The organism is Ruegeria sp. AI2, from assembly GCF_056541275.1.
In genome coordinates this window covers 436893-452519 of record NZ_JBQFYB010000001.1, presented here as the reverse complement: position 1 = coordinate 452519, position 15627 = coordinate 436893, and the positions used below count along the sequence as shown (strand labels likewise).

General features: G+C 58.3%; 18 protein-coding genes. 11 read left to right on the top strand and 7 right to left on the bottom strand.

The features are described from left to right. The 3 genes from ACR0LL_RS02260 to ACR0LL_RS02250 are packed head-to-tail and all read left to right on the top strand — an operon-like array spanning nucleotide 1 to nucleotide 2771. Entirely contained in the window at nucleotides 1–1374 is a 1374-nt protein-coding gene (locus ACR0LL_RS02260; protein ID WP_480493463.1) for an L-serine ammonia-lyase, read from the top strand. A 20-nt stretch (nucleotides 1375–1394) separates the two neighbouring features. Further along, nucleotides 1395–1811 (top strand): GFA family protein, encoded by a 417-nt coding sequence (locus ACR0LL_RS02255; protein ID WP_480583561.1) that lies wholly within the window; start codon nucleotides 1395–1397, stop codon nucleotides 1809–1811. A 45-nt stretch (nucleotides 1812–1856) separates the two neighbouring features. Further along, nucleotides 1857–2771, top strand: a complete 915-nt coding sequence (locus ACR0LL_RS02250; RefSeq protein ID WP_480583558.1) for a DMT family transporter — start codon at nucleotides 1857–1859, stop codon at nucleotides 2769–2771. On the opposite strand, the gene ACR0LL_RS02245 is transcribed toward ACR0LL_RS02250, so the two are convergent. Further along, on the bottom strand, nucleotides 2716–3423 hold the full coding sequence (locus ACR0LL_RS02245; RefSeq protein WP_480583555.1) for a thiamine diphosphokinase: 708 nt from the start codon (nucleotides 3421–3423) through the stop codon (nucleotides 2716–2718). The genes ACR0LL_RS02250 and ACR0LL_RS02245 overlap by 56 nt on opposite strands. 207 nt (nucleotides 3424–3630) lie before the next feature. On the opposite strand from ACR0LL_RS02245, the gene ACR0LL_RS02240 reads away from it, so the two are divergent. After that, on the top strand, nucleotides 3631–5250 hold the full coding sequence (locus tag ACR0LL_RS02240) for a hypothetical protein (protein WP_480583553.1): 1620 nt from the start codon (nucleotides 3631–3633) through the stop codon (nucleotides 5248–5250). A 200-nt stretch (nucleotides 5251–5450) separates the two neighbouring features. Here the strand turns inward: ACR0LL_RS02240 and ACR0LL_RS02235 are convergent, their stop codons facing one another. From ACR0LL_RS02235 to nthA, 5 genes are all read right to left on the bottom strand, one after another. Then, the gene (locus ACR0LL_RS02235; protein ID WP_480583550.1) at nucleotides 5451–5687 is read right to left on the bottom strand and encodes a DUF2842 domain-containing protein; all 237 of its coding nucleotides are present in this window, start codon (nucleotides 5685–5687) and stop codon (nucleotides 5451–5453) included. Continuing rightward, the gene (locus ACR0LL_RS02230; protein WP_209504287.1) at nucleotides 5687–6982 is read right to left on the bottom strand and encodes an adenylosuccinate synthase; all 1296 of its coding nucleotides are present in this window, start codon (nucleotides 6980–6982) and stop codon (nucleotides 5687–5689) included. Before ACR0LL_RS02230 ends, ACR0LL_RS02235 begins: the two co-directional genes overlap by 1 nt. A 223-nt stretch (nucleotides 6983–7205) precedes the next feature. Continuing rightward, nucleotides 7206–7535: a nitrile hydratase accessory protein gene (locus ACR0LL_RS02225; protein ID WP_480583547.1), complete on the bottom strand. Its 330-nt coding sequence runs from the start codon at nucleotides 7533–7535 to the stop codon at nucleotides 7206–7208. Beyond that, nucleotides 7532–8209, bottom strand: coding sequence for a nitrile hydratase subunit beta (nthB, locus tag ACR0LL_RS02220; RefSeq protein ID WP_480583544.1), 678 nt, complete (start codon nucleotides 8207–8209; stop codon nucleotides 7532–7534). Before nthB ends, ACR0LL_RS02225 begins: the two co-directional genes overlap by 4 nt. Then, on the bottom strand, nucleotides 8206–8820 hold the full coding sequence (gene nthA, locus ACR0LL_RS02215; protein ID WP_480583541.1) for a nitrile hydratase subunit alpha: 615 nt from the start codon (nucleotides 8818–8820) through the stop codon (nucleotides 8206–8208). Before nthA ends, nthB begins: the two co-directional genes overlap by 4 nt. A gap of 150 nt (nucleotides 8821–8970) precedes the next feature. Between nthA and secG the strand changes: the two genes are divergently transcribed. The 4 genes from secG to ACR0LL_RS02195 all read left to right on the top strand — a co-directional run bounded on the left by secG (nucleotide 8971) and on the right by ACR0LL_RS02195 (nucleotide 12660). Continuing rightward, nucleotides 8971–9330 carry a preprotein translocase subunit SecG gene (secG, locus tag ACR0LL_RS02210; protein ID WP_267365950.1) on the top strand — a complete coding sequence of 120 codons (360 nt, stop codon included), beginning with the start codon at nucleotides 8971–8973 and terminating at the stop codon, nucleotides 9328–9330. Nucleotides 9331–9490: 160 nt separating this feature from the next. Beyond that, entirely contained in the window at nucleotides 9491–11134 is a 1644-nt protein-coding gene (locus ACR0LL_RS02205; protein WP_480481546.1) for a CTP synthase, read from the top strand. Nucleotides 11135–11246: 112 nt separating this feature from the next. Then, on the top strand, nucleotides 11247–11729 hold the full coding sequence (locus ACR0LL_RS02200; RefSeq protein ID WP_480583538.1) for a bacterioferritin: 483 nt from the start codon (nucleotides 11247–11249) through the stop codon (nucleotides 11727–11729). Nucleotides 11730–11889: 160 nt separating this feature from the next. Beyond that, entirely contained in the window at nucleotides 11890–12660 is a 771-nt protein-coding gene (locus ACR0LL_RS02195) for an isocitrate lyase/PEP mutase family protein (protein ID WP_480583536.1), read from the top strand. Between the two features lie 161 nt (nucleotides 12661–12821). On the opposite strand, the gene ACR0LL_RS02190 is transcribed toward ACR0LL_RS02195, so the two are convergent. Then, nucleotides 12822–13826, bottom strand: a complete 1005-nt coding sequence (locus ACR0LL_RS02190) for a methyltransferase domain-containing protein (protein ID WP_480583533.1) — start codon at nucleotides 13824–13826, stop codon at nucleotides 12822–12824. Nucleotides 13827–13952: 126 nt separating this feature from the next. Between ACR0LL_RS02190 and ACR0LL_RS02185 the strand changes: the two genes are divergently transcribed. From ACR0LL_RS02185 to ACR0LL_RS02175, 3 genes are read left to right on the top strand one after another with little or no spacing between them, the layout of a single operon-like run. Beyond that, a complete protein-coding gene (locus ACR0LL_RS02185; protein WP_480583530.1) occupies nucleotides 13953–14402 on the top strand; it encodes a tellurite resistance TerB family protein in 450 nt (149 codons plus the stop codon). Between the two features lie 20 nt (nucleotides 14403–14422). Next, nucleotides 14423–14860: a tellurite resistance TerB family protein gene (locus ACR0LL_RS02180; RefSeq protein ID WP_480583528.1), complete on the top strand. Its 438-nt coding sequence runs from the start codon at nucleotides 14423–14425 to the stop codon at nucleotides 14858–14860. Then, on the top strand, nucleotides 14857–15606 hold the full coding sequence (locus ACR0LL_RS02175; RefSeq protein ID WP_480583526.1) for a phosphate/phosphite/phosphonate ABC transporter substrate-binding protein: 750 nt from the start codon (nucleotides 14857–14859) through the stop codon (nucleotides 15604–15606). Before ACR0LL_RS02180 ends, ACR0LL_RS02175 begins: the two co-directional genes overlap by 4 nt. Nucleotides 15607–15627 lie beyond the last annotated feature (21 nt).

Genomic DNA, 15627 nt, shown 5'->3' with positions numbered 1-15627 from the left:
ATGTTCCTATCTGTCTTCGATATGTTCAAAGTGGGCATTGGCCCGTCTTCATCTCACACAATGGGCCCGATGGTGGCTGCGGCGCGCTTTCTGGACATGATGCGCGCGTCCCCCTTTGAATTTACGGGTCTGAAAGGTTCACTGCACGGCTCGCTGGCCTTCACCGGCGTCGGCCACGCGACCGATCGGGCGACCATTCTGGGTCTGGCGGGCTTTGTTCCCGACACCTATGACAACGAAAAGGCCGAGGCCGCGCTGGCCGATATCGCACGCACGCACACCGTCACGCCCGAAGGCCTGCCGACGCTTCATTTCGATCCCAAGGCGGATCTGATCTTTGACTACGACAACAATTTGCCCGGGCACGCCAACGGGATGATCCTGATGGCCACCGACGCACAGGGCGATGTCATCCTGCGGCAGGTGTATTATTCGATCGGCGGCGGCTTTGTCCTGACCGAGGAAGAACTGGCCGAGGGGAAAGACACCGATGAAGGCGACCCGGTTCCGTTCCCATTCAAATCCGCCGCAGAAATGCTTGAGATGGCCAAATCCAGTGGCAAGACCATAGCCGGGATGAAGCGCGCAAACGAGATCGCGCGGGGCTGCGCCGACAGTTTCGCGAAAGGATCGGCCCGTTTGTGGGACGTCATGAATGCCTGTATCGAACGTGGCTTGACCACTGACGGCATCCTTCCGGGTGGTTTGAAAGTGCGCCGCCGCGCGAAAGGCATCTATGATGCGCTGATGGCCGAGCGCGGCATGAACCTGACCGCGCCGCACACGATCAACGACTGGATGAGCGTCTATGCCATGGCGGTCAACGAGGAAAACGCGGCGGGCGGGCAAGTTGTCACTGCGCCCACCAACGGGGCCGCAGGTGTTCTGCCCGCTGTTCTGCGCTACTATCTGGATCACGTACCGGGCGCGTCCGAAAGCCATATCGAGGATTTCCTGCTGACCGCAGCGGCCATTGGCGGGTTGGTGAAGTACAACGCCTCAATCTCGGGGGCCGAAGCGGGATGTCAGGCTGAAGTTGGCAGCGCCGCCGCCATGGCGGCAGCCGGGCTTTGCGCCGTGATGGGCGGAACCCCCGAACAGGTGGAAAATGCCGCCGAGATTGCGCTGGAGCATCATCTGGGCATGACCTGCGACCCCGTTGCCGGGCTGGTTCAGGTTCCTTGTATCGAACGAAACGGGTTAGGCGCTATCAAAGCAGTTTCAGCCGCCTCACTGGCCTTGCGCGGGGACGGTCAGCATTTCGTGCCATTGGACGCGGTGATCGAGACGATGCGCCAAACCGGCCATGACATGCATGAGAAATACAAGGAAACCTCGCTGGGTGGTCTGGCTGTGAACGTACCGAACTGCTGAAACAGAAAGCGAGGGGCGACATGCGTGGGCATTGTCTGTGCGGCAAGATCCGGTTCGAGGTCGACCCTCCGGTACTTTCATGCGTCACCTGCCATTGCGACAGTTGCCGTCGCCAATGCGCAGCGCCGATGACAACGTATTTCGGAGTTCGCGATGGTCATTGGCGGTGGATCGGTGAAGAGCCCAAGCGCTTTAACTCCTCTCCCGGTGTCGAGCGCAGCTTCTGCCCGCACTGCGGCACGCCGATGTCCTTCCGTTCAACCGCCATGTCGGATGTGGTGCACCTATATGTCGCGACACTGGACTCTCCTGAAGCGCTGGAACCAACGTTGCATGTCGCGCATGAAGAAAAGCTGAAATGGCTGAAATTGGAGGATGGTCTGCCCACCTGCAACGGGCCGGATTACACCAAGGTTCAGCCCCCGCCCGACCGCTGACAACAGCGCTTCCCTCTGCGTCGCGAAACAGTTAGCGTCGCGCTCATGACTCAGGACAGACCCGTCTTTGGCATCTTCTTGATGCTTGGTTTTTGCGTGCTCGCGCCCTTGGGGGATGCGATGGCGAAGCTGTTGGGCGAGACCACACCGCTGGGTCTGCTGGTCATGGTCCGTTTCGCGGTGCAAGCGGTGATCCTGATCCCGCTGGTTGCGGTGACCGGGCGACCCTGGCGGATGCGCGGACGCATCCTGCGGCTGACCCTGCTACGGACGCTGCTGCATATCATCGGCATTTCAGCCATGTTCAGCGCGCTGCAATTCCTGCCATTGGCGGATGCCGTTGCTATTGCCTTCGTCATGCCGTTCATCATGCTGCTGCTGGGCAAATATGTTCTGGAGGAAGAGATCGGTTCCCGCCGTCTTGCTGCCTGCATCGTCGGGTTCATTGGCACGTTGCTGGTCATTCAACCCAGCTTTGCCGAGGTAGGTGCACCTGCGTTGCTGCCACTGATCGTTGCCGTAGTCTTTGCCTTGTTCATGCTGGTCACCCGGCAAGTCGCGAAAGAGACCGACCCGGTGTCGTTGCAGGCTGTGTCCGGCGTATTTGCGACAGTCCTTCTGGCTCCGGTCCTTCTGATTGGAACGCAAATGAACATTCAGGAGCTCTCGATGACCCTGCCGTCCAGCGATTTGAACTGGCTGCTGATTGCGATCGGGGTGTTGGGTACGGTCGCGCATCTGCTGATGACGTGGTCGCTGCGCTATGCACCCTCTGCCACACTGGCCCCGATGCAGTATCTGGAAATCCCGGTTGCAACCCTGATCGGATGGGTGATTTTCAGCGACCTGCCCGATGGATTGGCTGCGGTTGGCATCGTCATAACCATTGCCGCAGGCCTGTATGTCATTCTGCGCGAGCGGGCCAGCGCCCGGTCCGCCCTGACAGAAACACCTGCATAAGCGGATCAAGCGCTGCGCGCGGGATCATCACCAACAGGCCCGGCCCATCCATCTTCAGCTCGACAGGCGCCAATGCGCGGTTGGATGTTCCCACCTGCCCGTCCGGTCGAAAAGCCAGATCGTCAATCGGCCATTCCAGCCCGGTACTGCGCCCCGTCACGGGCTGCATCGGAAACAGCGAGACCACATCGCCGGGTGCAACCGGCAGCTTGATCTCCGGCGGCGCGTGAAAAACCAGTTCACGTTCGCCCAGCAATATGCAGGCCTGATCCTGCCGCCGGACCAGAACGTTCAGAACGGCCAGTTGATGATCAAGTCGCCCGCCAAGAAACCCGGCCCCAAGAACCAGCGGAGCGTGCAGATTGCGAAGAGCCTTGTCGAAATCGGTGCTGTCCTGTTCGCGGATGGCAAACAGGCGATCCGCGGGAATTTTCGCTTGCGTCGCTTTGCTCAGCGAATCGAAGTCACCAATCACCGCATCGGGAATCCGGCCTGATTCTGTCAAAACGTCCGCTCCGCCATCGGCGGCAACGACCGAATTGACGCGATTCAGCACCAGATTCAGGTCTCCAGATCCGATAAATCCCCCTCCGAACAGCCCAATTGGATCGGCAGAGCGTACAATTGGCTCGATTTCCCTAAGATTGGCCATTTTTCCCGGATTTGGACACATTAAGACCACAAAATGATAGGTTCATGCATAAAGTTCAGAGCCTTCGTGTGCTCCCGATTCCGGGTAAGTGGGCTCTCGTAGTTTGTAAAGGACGTGCGTCTGATGGTACAGAATAACAAGGTACTAACCGTTTCATATGGAACCTTCTCCTGCACTTTGGAAGGATTCGATGATTCCTTTGAAACGATGAAAGCCATCGCCGAATATTTCCGCGATCTCGCAGCGGATGATCGTTACTTCGGCTCGGAACCCCCGCAACCTGATGCCGAAATGCTGACCCGCATCGCCCGGCGCGATGCGTCGCAGCGCGTCGAAGCCCGTCAGAACGAATCCGGCCTGTTGCTGCGCGCCACTCAGACAACCGAAACCCCTGTCGCTGCTGAAGAGCCGGCCCCGCACACGGCCACGATCAATGTCGCCGAAACTCCCGCTCACGTTCAGCCACAACCGGCCCCTGCGCAGACCGGGTTCGCCGAAGCGGAACCTGTCGCGGACACCCCACCCCCGGCCGCTGACAGCATCGCGGCGAAACTGCAACGCATTCGCGCAGTCGTCTCTCATTCCGATGTGCCCGCGGCCGAGTATTCCGAAGACGAAGACTCACCGCTGTTGGCCAATACCGCCCCCCCGGTAGATGCAGTGGCCGCCGCGTTTGAGGCCGGTGCGCTCAGCGCGGAAGACTTTGCCGAGCCCACAGAGCCTGAAGCCCAGGAAACCGAAGTGCCTGCGACCCCTGTGATTGACGAGATGCAGGATCAGGAGGCTGAAGAACTGCAAGCGGCTGAGACAGCTGATGCGCTGATCCCCGAAGTTTCTGAAACTCAGATCGAAGAAGACGTTGACCTGCAGGCGCCCCTGACCCCCCAGCCCTTGCAAATCGACGAGATCGAAGACGCGCCGGTGGCGGATCAGACCGCCGCCGAGCCTCTGTTCGCTGATCTTGAAGACGTTGCCGAAGACGATTTTGACGAAGAGGATGCCCCCAACATCCTCAACGTAGAAGACGTAGCAATTGAATCCGACGATGAACCGGTCGAGGAAGACCTGACACAGGGTGTTTTGACGGCAGAAGACGAAATGCACCTGCTGACCGAAATTTCCGAGATCGAACAGCACCTGTCCGGTCGTTCGAGCCAAAAACTGGCGGACGATGCGGATCCCGATCAGGATATGTCACGCCTGATGGCAAAGACCGGTGAGCATATGGATGACCCCAGCAGCAGCGATGCGCGCGAAACCTATTCGCACCTGCGCACCGCCGTCGCAGCCACCGAAGCCGACCGCGACGGTCAGGCACGCTCGGAAGAGGCGGCCGACCGGGATTACCGCGGCGATCTGGCATCCGTGGTCAGCCCACGGCGACCCGAGATCAAGGTAACCAGCATGCGTCCGGCACCGGAAGCTCCGGCGCCGCTCAAGCTGGTGGCCGAGCAGCGGGTGGATGAACACGGAACATCCGCAAGCCCGGTCTCGCCACGTCGTGTCACCGCAGACCAGGACGCAACCGGATCGGAGGAAGGCGGTTTCGCACAGTTTGCACAGGAACAGGGTGCGCAATCGCTGCCTGATCTTCTGGAAGCGGCTGCCGCATATCTGTCCTTCATCGAAGGTCAGGAGCAGTTTTCGCGCCCGCAGCTGATGAACAAGGTGCGTTCACTGAAACAGGACGAGTTCAATCGCGAAGAAAGCCTGCGTTCTTTTGGGCAGTTGCTGCGCGATGGCAAGATCGAGAAAGCCGGAGGCGGGCGTTTCGCGGCATCCAACCTGATCGGATTTCGCCCCGATGACGAGCGTGCCGTTGGCTGATCACACTGGAAGGTTCACAAGCGAGGCCGGGTTTACCCCCGGCCTTTTTGCTTTTTGCCATTGGACCATACTCCTGCCCTGAATGACAAAGCCCGAGCGTTTCGACTGATACCAGACAGCCGACAATATACCTCCGAGGACCGCGCGTAATCCTGCGCAGTGCTCAGCAGGCCCGGTCATTTACACGTACCTGACGAGCGCTAGGACTTATCGGGGTCTTCTTTACCGACGCCGCGAAACACAAACTTGAACGGCAGGGCCCAAAGGATGCCCAGCACGATATAAACCAGCAGTTCGATCCAGATCGGAGGACGCCCCAGCAAGTTCACGATCGTCACAACAGCAATGATGTACAGCGGAAGACCAAGCACAAGGATCACCAGCGACCAGCGCCGGCGTGCCTTGTAACTCAACCCTGTCTTCTGTTTTTCGCGCATCAGTCGGCAAAGGGGTCTGTCACCAGAATGGTGTCATCCCGCTCCGGACTGGTGGACAAAAGTGCCACCGGGCATTCGATCAGTTCTTCGACCCGACGCACATATTTGATCGCATTTGCAGGTAAATCCGCCCAGCTGCGCGCGCCTTCGGTCGATTCGCTCCACCCCGGCATTTCTTCGTAAATCGGGGTACAGCGTGCTTGCTGATCAGCTGCGGTCGGAAGGTAATCCAAACGCTCGCCATCCAGCTCATACCCGGTGCAGATTTTAAGTGTCTCAAATCCGTCCAGAACATCCAGCTTGGTCAGCGAGATACCGTTCACGCCGCTGGTGGCGCAGGTCTGGCGCACCAGACAGGCGTCGAACCATCCGCAGCGGCGCTTGCGGCCTGTTGTCGTGCCGAATTCGTGCCCGCGTTCACCCAGACGCTGACCGTCTGCGTCTTCCAACTCGGTCGGGAACGGCCCTTCTCCAACGCGGGTGGTATAGGCCTTAACAATGCCAAGCACGAAATTGATCGAGCCCGGACCGATTCCAACGCCGGTTGCCGCCTGCCCCGCAATCACATTTGACGACGTCACAAAGGGATAGGTGCCAAAATCGATATCCAGCAGCGCGCCCTGCGCCCCTTCAAACAGGATGCGTTTCCCGGCTTTGCGCTTTTCGTTCAGCACTTTCCAGACAGGTGCTGCAAACGGCAGAATTTGTTGCGCGATCTCTTTGAGCTGGGCAATTAGCGCGTCGCGGTCAACCGGTTCGATACCCAGACCCTTGCGCAACGGATCGTGATGTTGCAATGCGCGGTCCACGCGGGCCTCCAGCGTGGCTTCGTCCGCCAGATCGGCAACGCGAACGGAACGCCGCCCAACCTTGTCTTCATAGGCCGGGCCAATTCCACGACCGGTTGTTCCGATCTTGGTGCCTTTGCTCGCAGCTTCCTCGCGCGCACGATCCAACTCGCCGTGAATCGGCAGAATCAACGGTGTGTTTTCGGCAATCATCAGCGTGTCGGGCGTAATCTCAACACCCTGCGCCCGGATGGTTGCGATCTCATTGACCAGATGCCAGGGGTCCAGAACCACCCCATTGCCAATAACGCTCAACTTGCCGCCGCGTACCACACCCGAAGGAAGCGCGTGCAGCTTATAGACCTCGCCGTCTATCACCAGCGTATGACCGGCATTGTGACCGCCCTGAAAACGCGCGATTACGTCCGCCCTTTCGCTGAGCCAGTCGACAATCTTGCCTTTTCCTTCGTCGCCCCATTGGGCGCCGACAACAACCACGTTGGCCATATCCGGTCCTTTTCGTGCTGAGTGATCAAACCCGGCTCATATAGCGGGGCAAAAACGGCAGGGAAACCGATATTTCGCCGCAGAGGAAAATCGCGCAGGCGCGCGATGCCTCCGGCGGGGATATTTAAAGCCAGATGAAGAGCGGATCCCCTGCTTCATCTGGCTTTAAATATCCCGGGGGAGGCGCCCGGAACGGGCGGCGGGGGCAGAGCCCCCTACCCTGTCATCGCAAGTGGACAGGTTGTCCGTGCGGAGTGGTCAGGTAAGCCTCTTCCCAGGCCTTATGCAGATCAAGCACATCCTTCGGCATGGCAGCGCCCTGTTCGACCAGCAATGCCTCAAGCGTTTCCAGCCATGCGTGGAAGTAATCGTCACCGCCATCCAGTTCCCGGGCAAGCCCGTTGCGTTTCAATGTCGCTGAAAAACGCGCCGACCAATCCGCCCATTCGAACCGCCCGGCCTCGTTCAGCGCGACGGTGACGGCAAAGACCTGAGCGTGCCACGGCTCAGCAAAAACCGGCTCGGGGGCTCCGTATGTGATACAGTCGTTCATGCCGGTTGCAGGTAGCTTTGCCAGAGGTCCAGAACCACCTGGTCGGCGGGATGTTCGGGGGCGGCCCAGAGTTCTGATGCCGCAAAGACCACTGCATAAATCGGCTCTGGCGCCTCACCCAACCCATGCGCATTGGAATCGGGCAGAACATGGGTTCCGTGCAGGCGCAGGATTCGGCCCCTGGCACCGGATGCATAGACAGGCAGGCGCGTGTGACCTCCATCCACGAGGCGATTTGCCGCCGGTCGGACCGTGACAACCTCTTGCCCCACAGAATACAGCGCCGCGACATTGGAAGGCCTGTCCGCAGGCCCGCCTTTGGCCAGCGAAGCGGACACCGCTTCCGCCTTGAGCGCTCTGTCCGCCAAGGGGTGCGGTTCGTCGCCGCTCACGCCACGCAGATCATCCAATGTCAGAACACCCTTATCGACCAGCAGATCGGCCAGACCGGATATCCATTTTTCATAATACGAAAACCGGGCGTAATCCTTCGGGGACAGGCGTTCGCGCGCGTGGCGCGAAACGTCGATGTTCCACTGCCCCAGAAAACCAGATGCAAGTGTCACCGCAAGAGCGCGGGCGTGCCAGTCTTCGGCAAAGACCGGCGCATCCTCTGTCTCGGGGTTTATCGGACCGTCACCGAAACGTCCTCCCATATCGTGAACGCGGGTCATGCGGGCACCCTTGGAAGGCCCGTGCCAATCATGCTGTCGCGCGTCACAAGCGCGGCAAGCCCCTCTTCGCTCATCCCGTCTGTGCCTACAGGGCGCATGGGCAAGACGAGATAGCGAACCTCGGCTGTCGAATCCCAAACCCGTACAGATGTGTCTTGGGGCAAGGTGACGCCGAATTCGGCCAGCACCTTGCGCGGTTCTCGCACTGCGCGGGCGCGGTAGGCGTCGGATTTGTACCATCCGGGCGGTATGCCCAGCAGCGGCCAGGGGTAACAGCTGCACAGCGTGCAGACAACCATATTATGCCGGTCGGGTGTGTTCTCAACCACCACCACATGTTCACCCTGGCGGCCATAATAGCCAAGGTCGGCCACGACCGGAGTGGCGTCTTCAAGCAGGGCAGCTTTGAAGGCAGGGTCGCTCCAGGCTTTGGCAACGACGCGCGCGCCGTTTTGCGGCCCGATCCTGCTCTGATAAGTGTCGATAATCTCATCCAGAGCCGCCGGATCGATCAGCCCTTTGCGGGTCAGAATCGTCTCGAGCGCTTTGACGCGCAATGCGGGTTCAGGTGGCAACAGGGCATGCGGGTGGTCGTGATCGTCATGTGGCATGGCCGCAGCCTGCGTCACAAATCGACACACTGTCCAGTCCCTTTGACGTGATGGGATACATCAAAGAAGTTGATGCCAACTCCTGACTTGCCCCCGCTGGCAAACTTGCATAAGTACCACGCGATACACGCCACGCTGTACAGGACCACCATGGAAAACGTCGTTCTCATCATCCATCTTCTTCTGGCTCTGGGCCTGATCGCCGTTGTCCTGATGCAGCGGTCCGAAGGCGGCGGCCTGGGTATGGGTGGTGGCGGTGCCATGGCTGGTCGCGCAGCAGCGACGGCATTGGGCAAGGTGACCTGGATTCTGGCGGCCTGTTTCATCGTCACCTCGATCACGCTGACCATTCTTGCGGCTCAGAAATCTTCGGGCAGCTCGGTAATCGATCGTCTGGGTGTTCCAGCGCCAGCTTCGACAGAAGAAAGCACACCGGCGATTCCGTCGGTTGATGATCTTCTGCCACCGGCACAGGACGACAACGCGCCACTGATCCCACAGGCGGATTGATCCACAAAACCTAGAAACCTGAAAGAGGACTGCAACAGCATCTTGCGGTTCTCTTGCGCTTTTGGCGCGAATCCTTTATATGTGAAGTCCCGTGATGCAGCGGTTTTTCGGAACCGTCGGGCAGCTGATTTTGACGTCTCACGGGAGCAGCCGAAAAACTATGGCACGTTTTATTTTCATCACCGGTGGTGTGGTTTCGTCCTTGGGCAAAGGGCTGGCTTCGGCAGCATTGGGCGCTTTGTTGCAAGCCCGCGGTTATTCGGTGCGTCTGCGCAAGCTGGACCCCTATCTGAACGTCGATCCCGGTACAATGTCGCCCTTTGAGCATGGCGAAGTGTTTGTCACCGATGATGGTGCCGAGACCGATCTGGACCTTGGCCACTACGAACGGTTCACCGGAGTCGCGGCACGCAAGACCGACTCGGTCAGTTCCGGGCGGATCTATTCGAACGTGCTCGAGAAAGAACGCCGTGGCGATTACCTTGGCAAGACCATTCAGGTGATCCCGCACGTCACAAACGAGATCAAGGATTTCATCGCCATTGGCGAGGATGAGGTTGATTTCATGCTGTGTGAGATTGGCGGCACTGTGGGCGATATCGAAGGCCTGCCCTTCTTTGAAGCCATCCGTCAGTTCAGTCAGGACAAACCGCGCGGCCAGTGTATCTTTATGCATCTGACGTTGCTGCCCTACATCAAAGCGTCGGGTGAGTTGAAAACCAAGCCGACCCAGCACTCGGTGAAAGAACTGCGTTCGATCGGTCTGGCCCCCGATATTCTGGTCTGCCGGTCCGAAGGGCCGATCCCGACCAAGGAACGGGAAAAACTGGCCCTGTTCTGTAACGTGCGTCCGGACAGCGTGATCGCAGCGCAGGACCTGTCGACCATCTACGACGCCCCGCTGGCCTATCACCGCGAGGGGCTGGATCAGGCGGTTCTGGACGCGTTCCAGATCAGCCCCGCCCCCAAGCCCGATCTGGCCAAATGGGAAGATGTGAGCGACCGCATCCACAACGCCGAAGGCGAAGTGAAAGTGGCCATTGTCGGCAAATATACGCAGCTTGAAGACGCCTATAAGTCGATTGCCGAGGCGCTGACCCATGGCGGTATGGCCAACCGCGTGAAGGTCAAGATCGAGTGGGTGGATGCCGAGGTTTTCGATACCGAAGACGCGGCCCCGTATCTGGAAGGCTTCCACGCCATCCTCGTCCCCGGTGGGTTTGGCGAGCGTGGCACCGAAGGCAAGATCAAGGCGGCACAATATGCGCGCGAGCACAAGGTTCCCTATCTGGGCATTTGTCTTGGCATGCAGATGGCGGTGATCGAGGCTGCGCGGAACGCTGCGGGAATCGCCGAAGCCGGGTCCGAGGAATTCGACCATGAGGCCGGGAAGAAACGGTTTGAACCGGTGGTCTATCACCTCAAGGAGTGGGTACAGGGCAACCACAAGGTCGAGCGCAAGGTCGGCGACGACAAGGGCGGCACAATGCGCCTTGGGGCTTACAACGCAGTATTGGCGGATGGATCCAAAGTGGCCGAGGTTTATGGCGGCACTCAGATTGAGGAACGACACCGCCACCGTTATGAGGTGGACATCAAGTATCGCGACAAGCTTGAAAAAGCGGGCCTGAAGTTTTCGGGCATGTCGCCGGACGGACGTCTGCCCGAAATCGTGGAATGGGCGGATCACCCGTGGTTCATCGGCGTTCAGTACCACCCGGAACTGAAGTCCAAGCCGTTTGACCCGCATCCGCTGTTTCGCGAATTTGTGCGGGCCGCGAAAGACACCTCGCGCCTGGTCTAATCTCTGACTGTGTCGGACTGTCACCCCACGTTGTTTCGTGCGGACTGACCTCTTAACTGTGTGGAGAGGCAGGTTTTCTGCTTTTGCATTTCACGGTTTCAGGAGATTTCCGATGAGCAACGCAACAACGATCACCAACCTTCAGCAAGCGCTTCATATGGAGCTTACTGCCGCGCACCAATACCAGTTGCACGCGCACGTACTGGACGACTGGGGCCTTGATATTCTGGCCGAGAAAATGCGGGGCGAGATGCAGGAAGAGCTGGTGCATTCTGACGCCTTTATCGAACGTATCCTGTTTCTGGGTGGAACCCCCGAGCTTGCGTTTCAGAAAAGCCCGGCCGCAGCAGGCACACTGGAAGAGATGTTCGCGTCTGATCTCAAAGACGAGAGTGAGGCCGTTGATTTTTACACCAATGCAGCGCAACAGGCGGCCGAAGTTGGTGATGTTGGTTCGCGTACACTGTTCGAACGCATCCTGATGGAAGAAGAAGGTCATAAAGCCTGGCTAGAGACACAGCTGAGCCTTCTGCAACGTCTGGGCGAATCTGCGTTTAGCGCGAAATTCGTCTCTGGCGCTGCGGGCGAAGCCTGAGACCTTGGTTTCAAACCGGTGGATGTCACAGGTGCTTTGCGCAGTTGACGCATTCTGTGTCTGTGCCGTCACCTCAAAGTGACCTGTCTGGGTGCAAAAACTCTGGCCGGGTCATTTTCGCAGCGTTAGCTGTAGGATACGTGACAACAGGAGAGTTCCGATGACCAGCCAGTCCCAGAAAGCCGTGACCTTTACCAGCCTTCACAAGAAGGGCGATCCTGTCATTCTTTTCAATATCTGGGACGCTGGCAGCGCTGGCGCCGTTCGGGACGCCGGTGCCCAGGCCATCGCGACCGGCAGTGCCCCTGTTGCGATGGCGCAGGGCTATGGCGACGGGCAGAACATTCCACTTGAGGCCGCGTTGGACAATGCTCGTCGTATCGTTGCGGCGGTTGATCTGCCGGTAACACTGGATTTCGAGGGTGCTTATGCCGAAGACCCGCAAGGGATCGCGCAAAACGTTCGGCGCGCGCTGGACTGCGGTGTTGTCGGGTTCAACTTTGAAGACCAGATCATAGGTGGCGACGGTCTCTACGATATCGCCACTCAGGCCAAACGCGTTGAAGCGATGTGCGACGCTTGCGCGCGCGCAAGCATTCCCGCCTATGTCAATGCGCGCACAGATATCTTCCTGAAGGCCGCTGCGGACACCCATGACGACGCGATGCTGGATGAGGCCATTGCCCGTGCCAATGCCTATGCTGACGCAGGCGCCAGCGGATTCTTTGCACCCGGGCTAAAGAACGAAGCCCTGATCGCCCGGCTTTGCGAATCCACCACGTTGCCGGTCAATATCATCGCTCTGCCCGGCACGCCGGATACGGCCACTCTGGCAAAGCTCGGGGTCGCGCGGATCAGCTACGGTCCGGTCCCCTATCGCCAAATGCTGGCCTGGTTGCAGAACGCAGCCAAAGAGGCCCTGACCCGGTAAACGTCTCAAAAACCTCACCAAGGCCATTTCTCCGGATTCTGAGTGACCTGGGTGTCAATCTATCTTCAAAGTTGGTTAGGGTTTTCATTGAAAAACCCCGACCAACTAAACCGATCAAGAAACCGGAATCCCCGTAAACCCTGACGAGTCGAAAGATAACGTTATGGTTTTGAACGCCTTTTTTTAAGGCGCCGATAATTCAGCTCCCTTAGAATCCGACCTATTCTTGAACCCTTCAATTGAGATCGTTTACCACCCGAAGGCGGCGTATGCTTTCCTTGAACTGAACCAAACCGTGTTTCACGCCAGCCCTGATCCTTCCAGACCCGGTGCAAAAGCTCCAACCGAACATCTGCGTAATCTTCGGCAATCATGACCTGCACTTCATACGCTGGCTTACGCATCACGACCATGAATTCGATACCCATGGGTTCCTGCACGTCTTCGATTTGCAAAGATGACAAGCCCAGGTATTGGCAGTCTTGCAGCATCAAGCGCAGTGAACTGGGTGTCATCACAGTGCAATGAGCATCCTGATAAGGAGACTCTGGCGTTGTTTGCTGCCACTGTTCCCACAAAACAGCGGGATCAAATTGCAGTCTGTGAAGTTCAGGTGGTGTATTGTGGTTAACAGGCTTGAACACCGCTCCGCAGGTCTCGCGAGAGAGAACGTAACGCGAGTCAAAAACCTGCTTTTCTGTCGGTTTCTTTCGATCTTCCCGGTAGGCTTCAAGCCATTCTGACGTAGTTGTCGGGGGGCGGAAATGGTCGAAACATAACCGCCCATCCGGCACGATCATGATCAAGCGCCCCCCTGGCTTCAGTAGCGCCTCACAAGCCTGAAGAAATTTGATCGGATTCGGCAGATGTTCAAAATTATGGGAACTATATATATAATCAAAACTGCCATGTTCGTCCTTTGGCACAACTGAACCCAACTCGGTGGCGCTGCCGACGAAGTCTATCTCCTCGATAAGGCCGTAACTATCGGGGTTAATTGTGTCATTTCTCTCCGCCGACGCCAATAGTTCTTGCGCGGTCAGCACGTCTGCTATTTTGACATTGTAGCCTTCAGCTTTCGAAACGAGCGGATTGAACCAAGGTGCGATTTCCAGCCCCTTGTCTGACTTACTGATCCCCATTGCGGCAGGTAAACGCGGTATCACGTAAATTTCCTTTCAAATGCAACTTTATCGTGCGCAGCTCTGATTCAGCGTGGGACATACGCCATACTATAGCAAGACCGGCATTTCGTGCTTGGCCGATCACGACCTGTCGTCTAGGTGTTTGTTATGTTGAAAAGGTTCTTTAAGGCGCTCAGACCGCCTCATCATGAACAATTGCCGGACCCGGATGCAGAACTTGCTCTGGGTGCTCTGATGGTGCGCGTCGCGCAGGCAGATCGCGATTATAAGCTGGAAGAGATCAGTCTGATCGACAAGATACTGGCCCGTCTTTACCAGCATAACGCGATTGAGGCGGCCAAGGTTCGGGCCACCTGCGAAAAGCTTCATGCTGCGGCACCGGAAACTGATACGTTCGGCAAACTGATCCGGGAAACCACGGACCTGAAAGAGCGGCTGGCAGCCCTTGACGCGTTGTGGGAAATCGTTCTGGCGGATGGCAGTTCGGACGAGGGCGAGATAAAGATCGTCGAAGAAGCCCGCATATCCATGGGCCTGAGCTATAATGACAGTCAGGCATCGCGCGAGCGCGTCCAAAGCCGCTTGGATGTGAGTTAAGCGCCCGCTATATCTTACCCATGTTCAGCGACTTTCTTTCCAAGCTCACACAGCCCAAGCCCGACCCGCTTGTCGAAGATGATGCCCGCCTGGCCCTGACGGCCCTACTGGTGCGTCTGGCACGATCTGACAACGATTATTCTGATTCCGAGATGGCGCGCATCGACCGCATCTCGGCTGAACGATACGGTTTGTCCCCGTTCGAAAGCGCGGCTTTGCGCGCCCGTGCCGAAGACCTTGAGGCCGAGGCCCCCGACACGGTCCGTTTTACCCGCGCCATCAAGGAAGCAGTCGCTTATGAAAACCGGCTGGCGGTGGTTCAGGCGCTGTGGTCGGTGGCCCTGGCTGATGGCCACCGTACGGGTGAGGAGGACTCGCTGCTGCGTCTGGTTGTCAGCCTGCTAGGGGTCAGCGACGTGGATTCGGCTTTGGCCCGGCAAAAGGCCGCTAAATCTTGATAGCCATGCTTGGCATGTATGACATGCCCGAGGTTCAGGCCGCCAATGATCGGTTCTGGGGGTTGATTCGTGCGCATTTGGGATGCGGGCCAGAACAGCTGACCCGAGGCACCGATGTTTGGCAGGTCTGGCTTGATCCCGAACTGGTGCTGGCGCAGACCTGTGGAATGCCCTATCGCACACGCTTGCATGGTCGGGTTCAACTGGTGGGCACCCCGGATTACGGCCTGCCCGGTTGTCCTGCCGGGCATTATTGCTCGGTCTTTGTGGCGCGGCGCGACGACAACCGCACGCTGGCGGGCATGACTGACGGTATCTTCGCGTATAACGAAGCGCTGTCTCAATCCGGCTGGGCAGCACCGATCACGCATCTATCCCGGGAGAACCTAAATCCTGCGTCGTTGTTGGAAACAGGCGGTCACGCGCTGTCAGCGCAGGCGGTCTCGGACGGGAAGGCAGATTTCGCCGCGCTGGATGCATTGACCTGGATGATGTTGCAGGAACATACCGATCTGGGCAAAAGCCTGCGCGAATTGGCAAAAACCTCTCCTACACCAACCCTGCCCTATATTACTGGACCCGACCAAAACGCGGATCTGGTCGCAGACGCAGTTCGAACCGCAATAGTCGGCCTTGCCGAACACGACCGCAAAACGCTGCATATTCAGGGGCTGATCGACATCCCGGCGGAGGAGTACCTGTCCGTACCGACCCCGCCACCGCCATGCGCACAGCGGATAATCTGATGACCAAATTGTCCGGTGCAT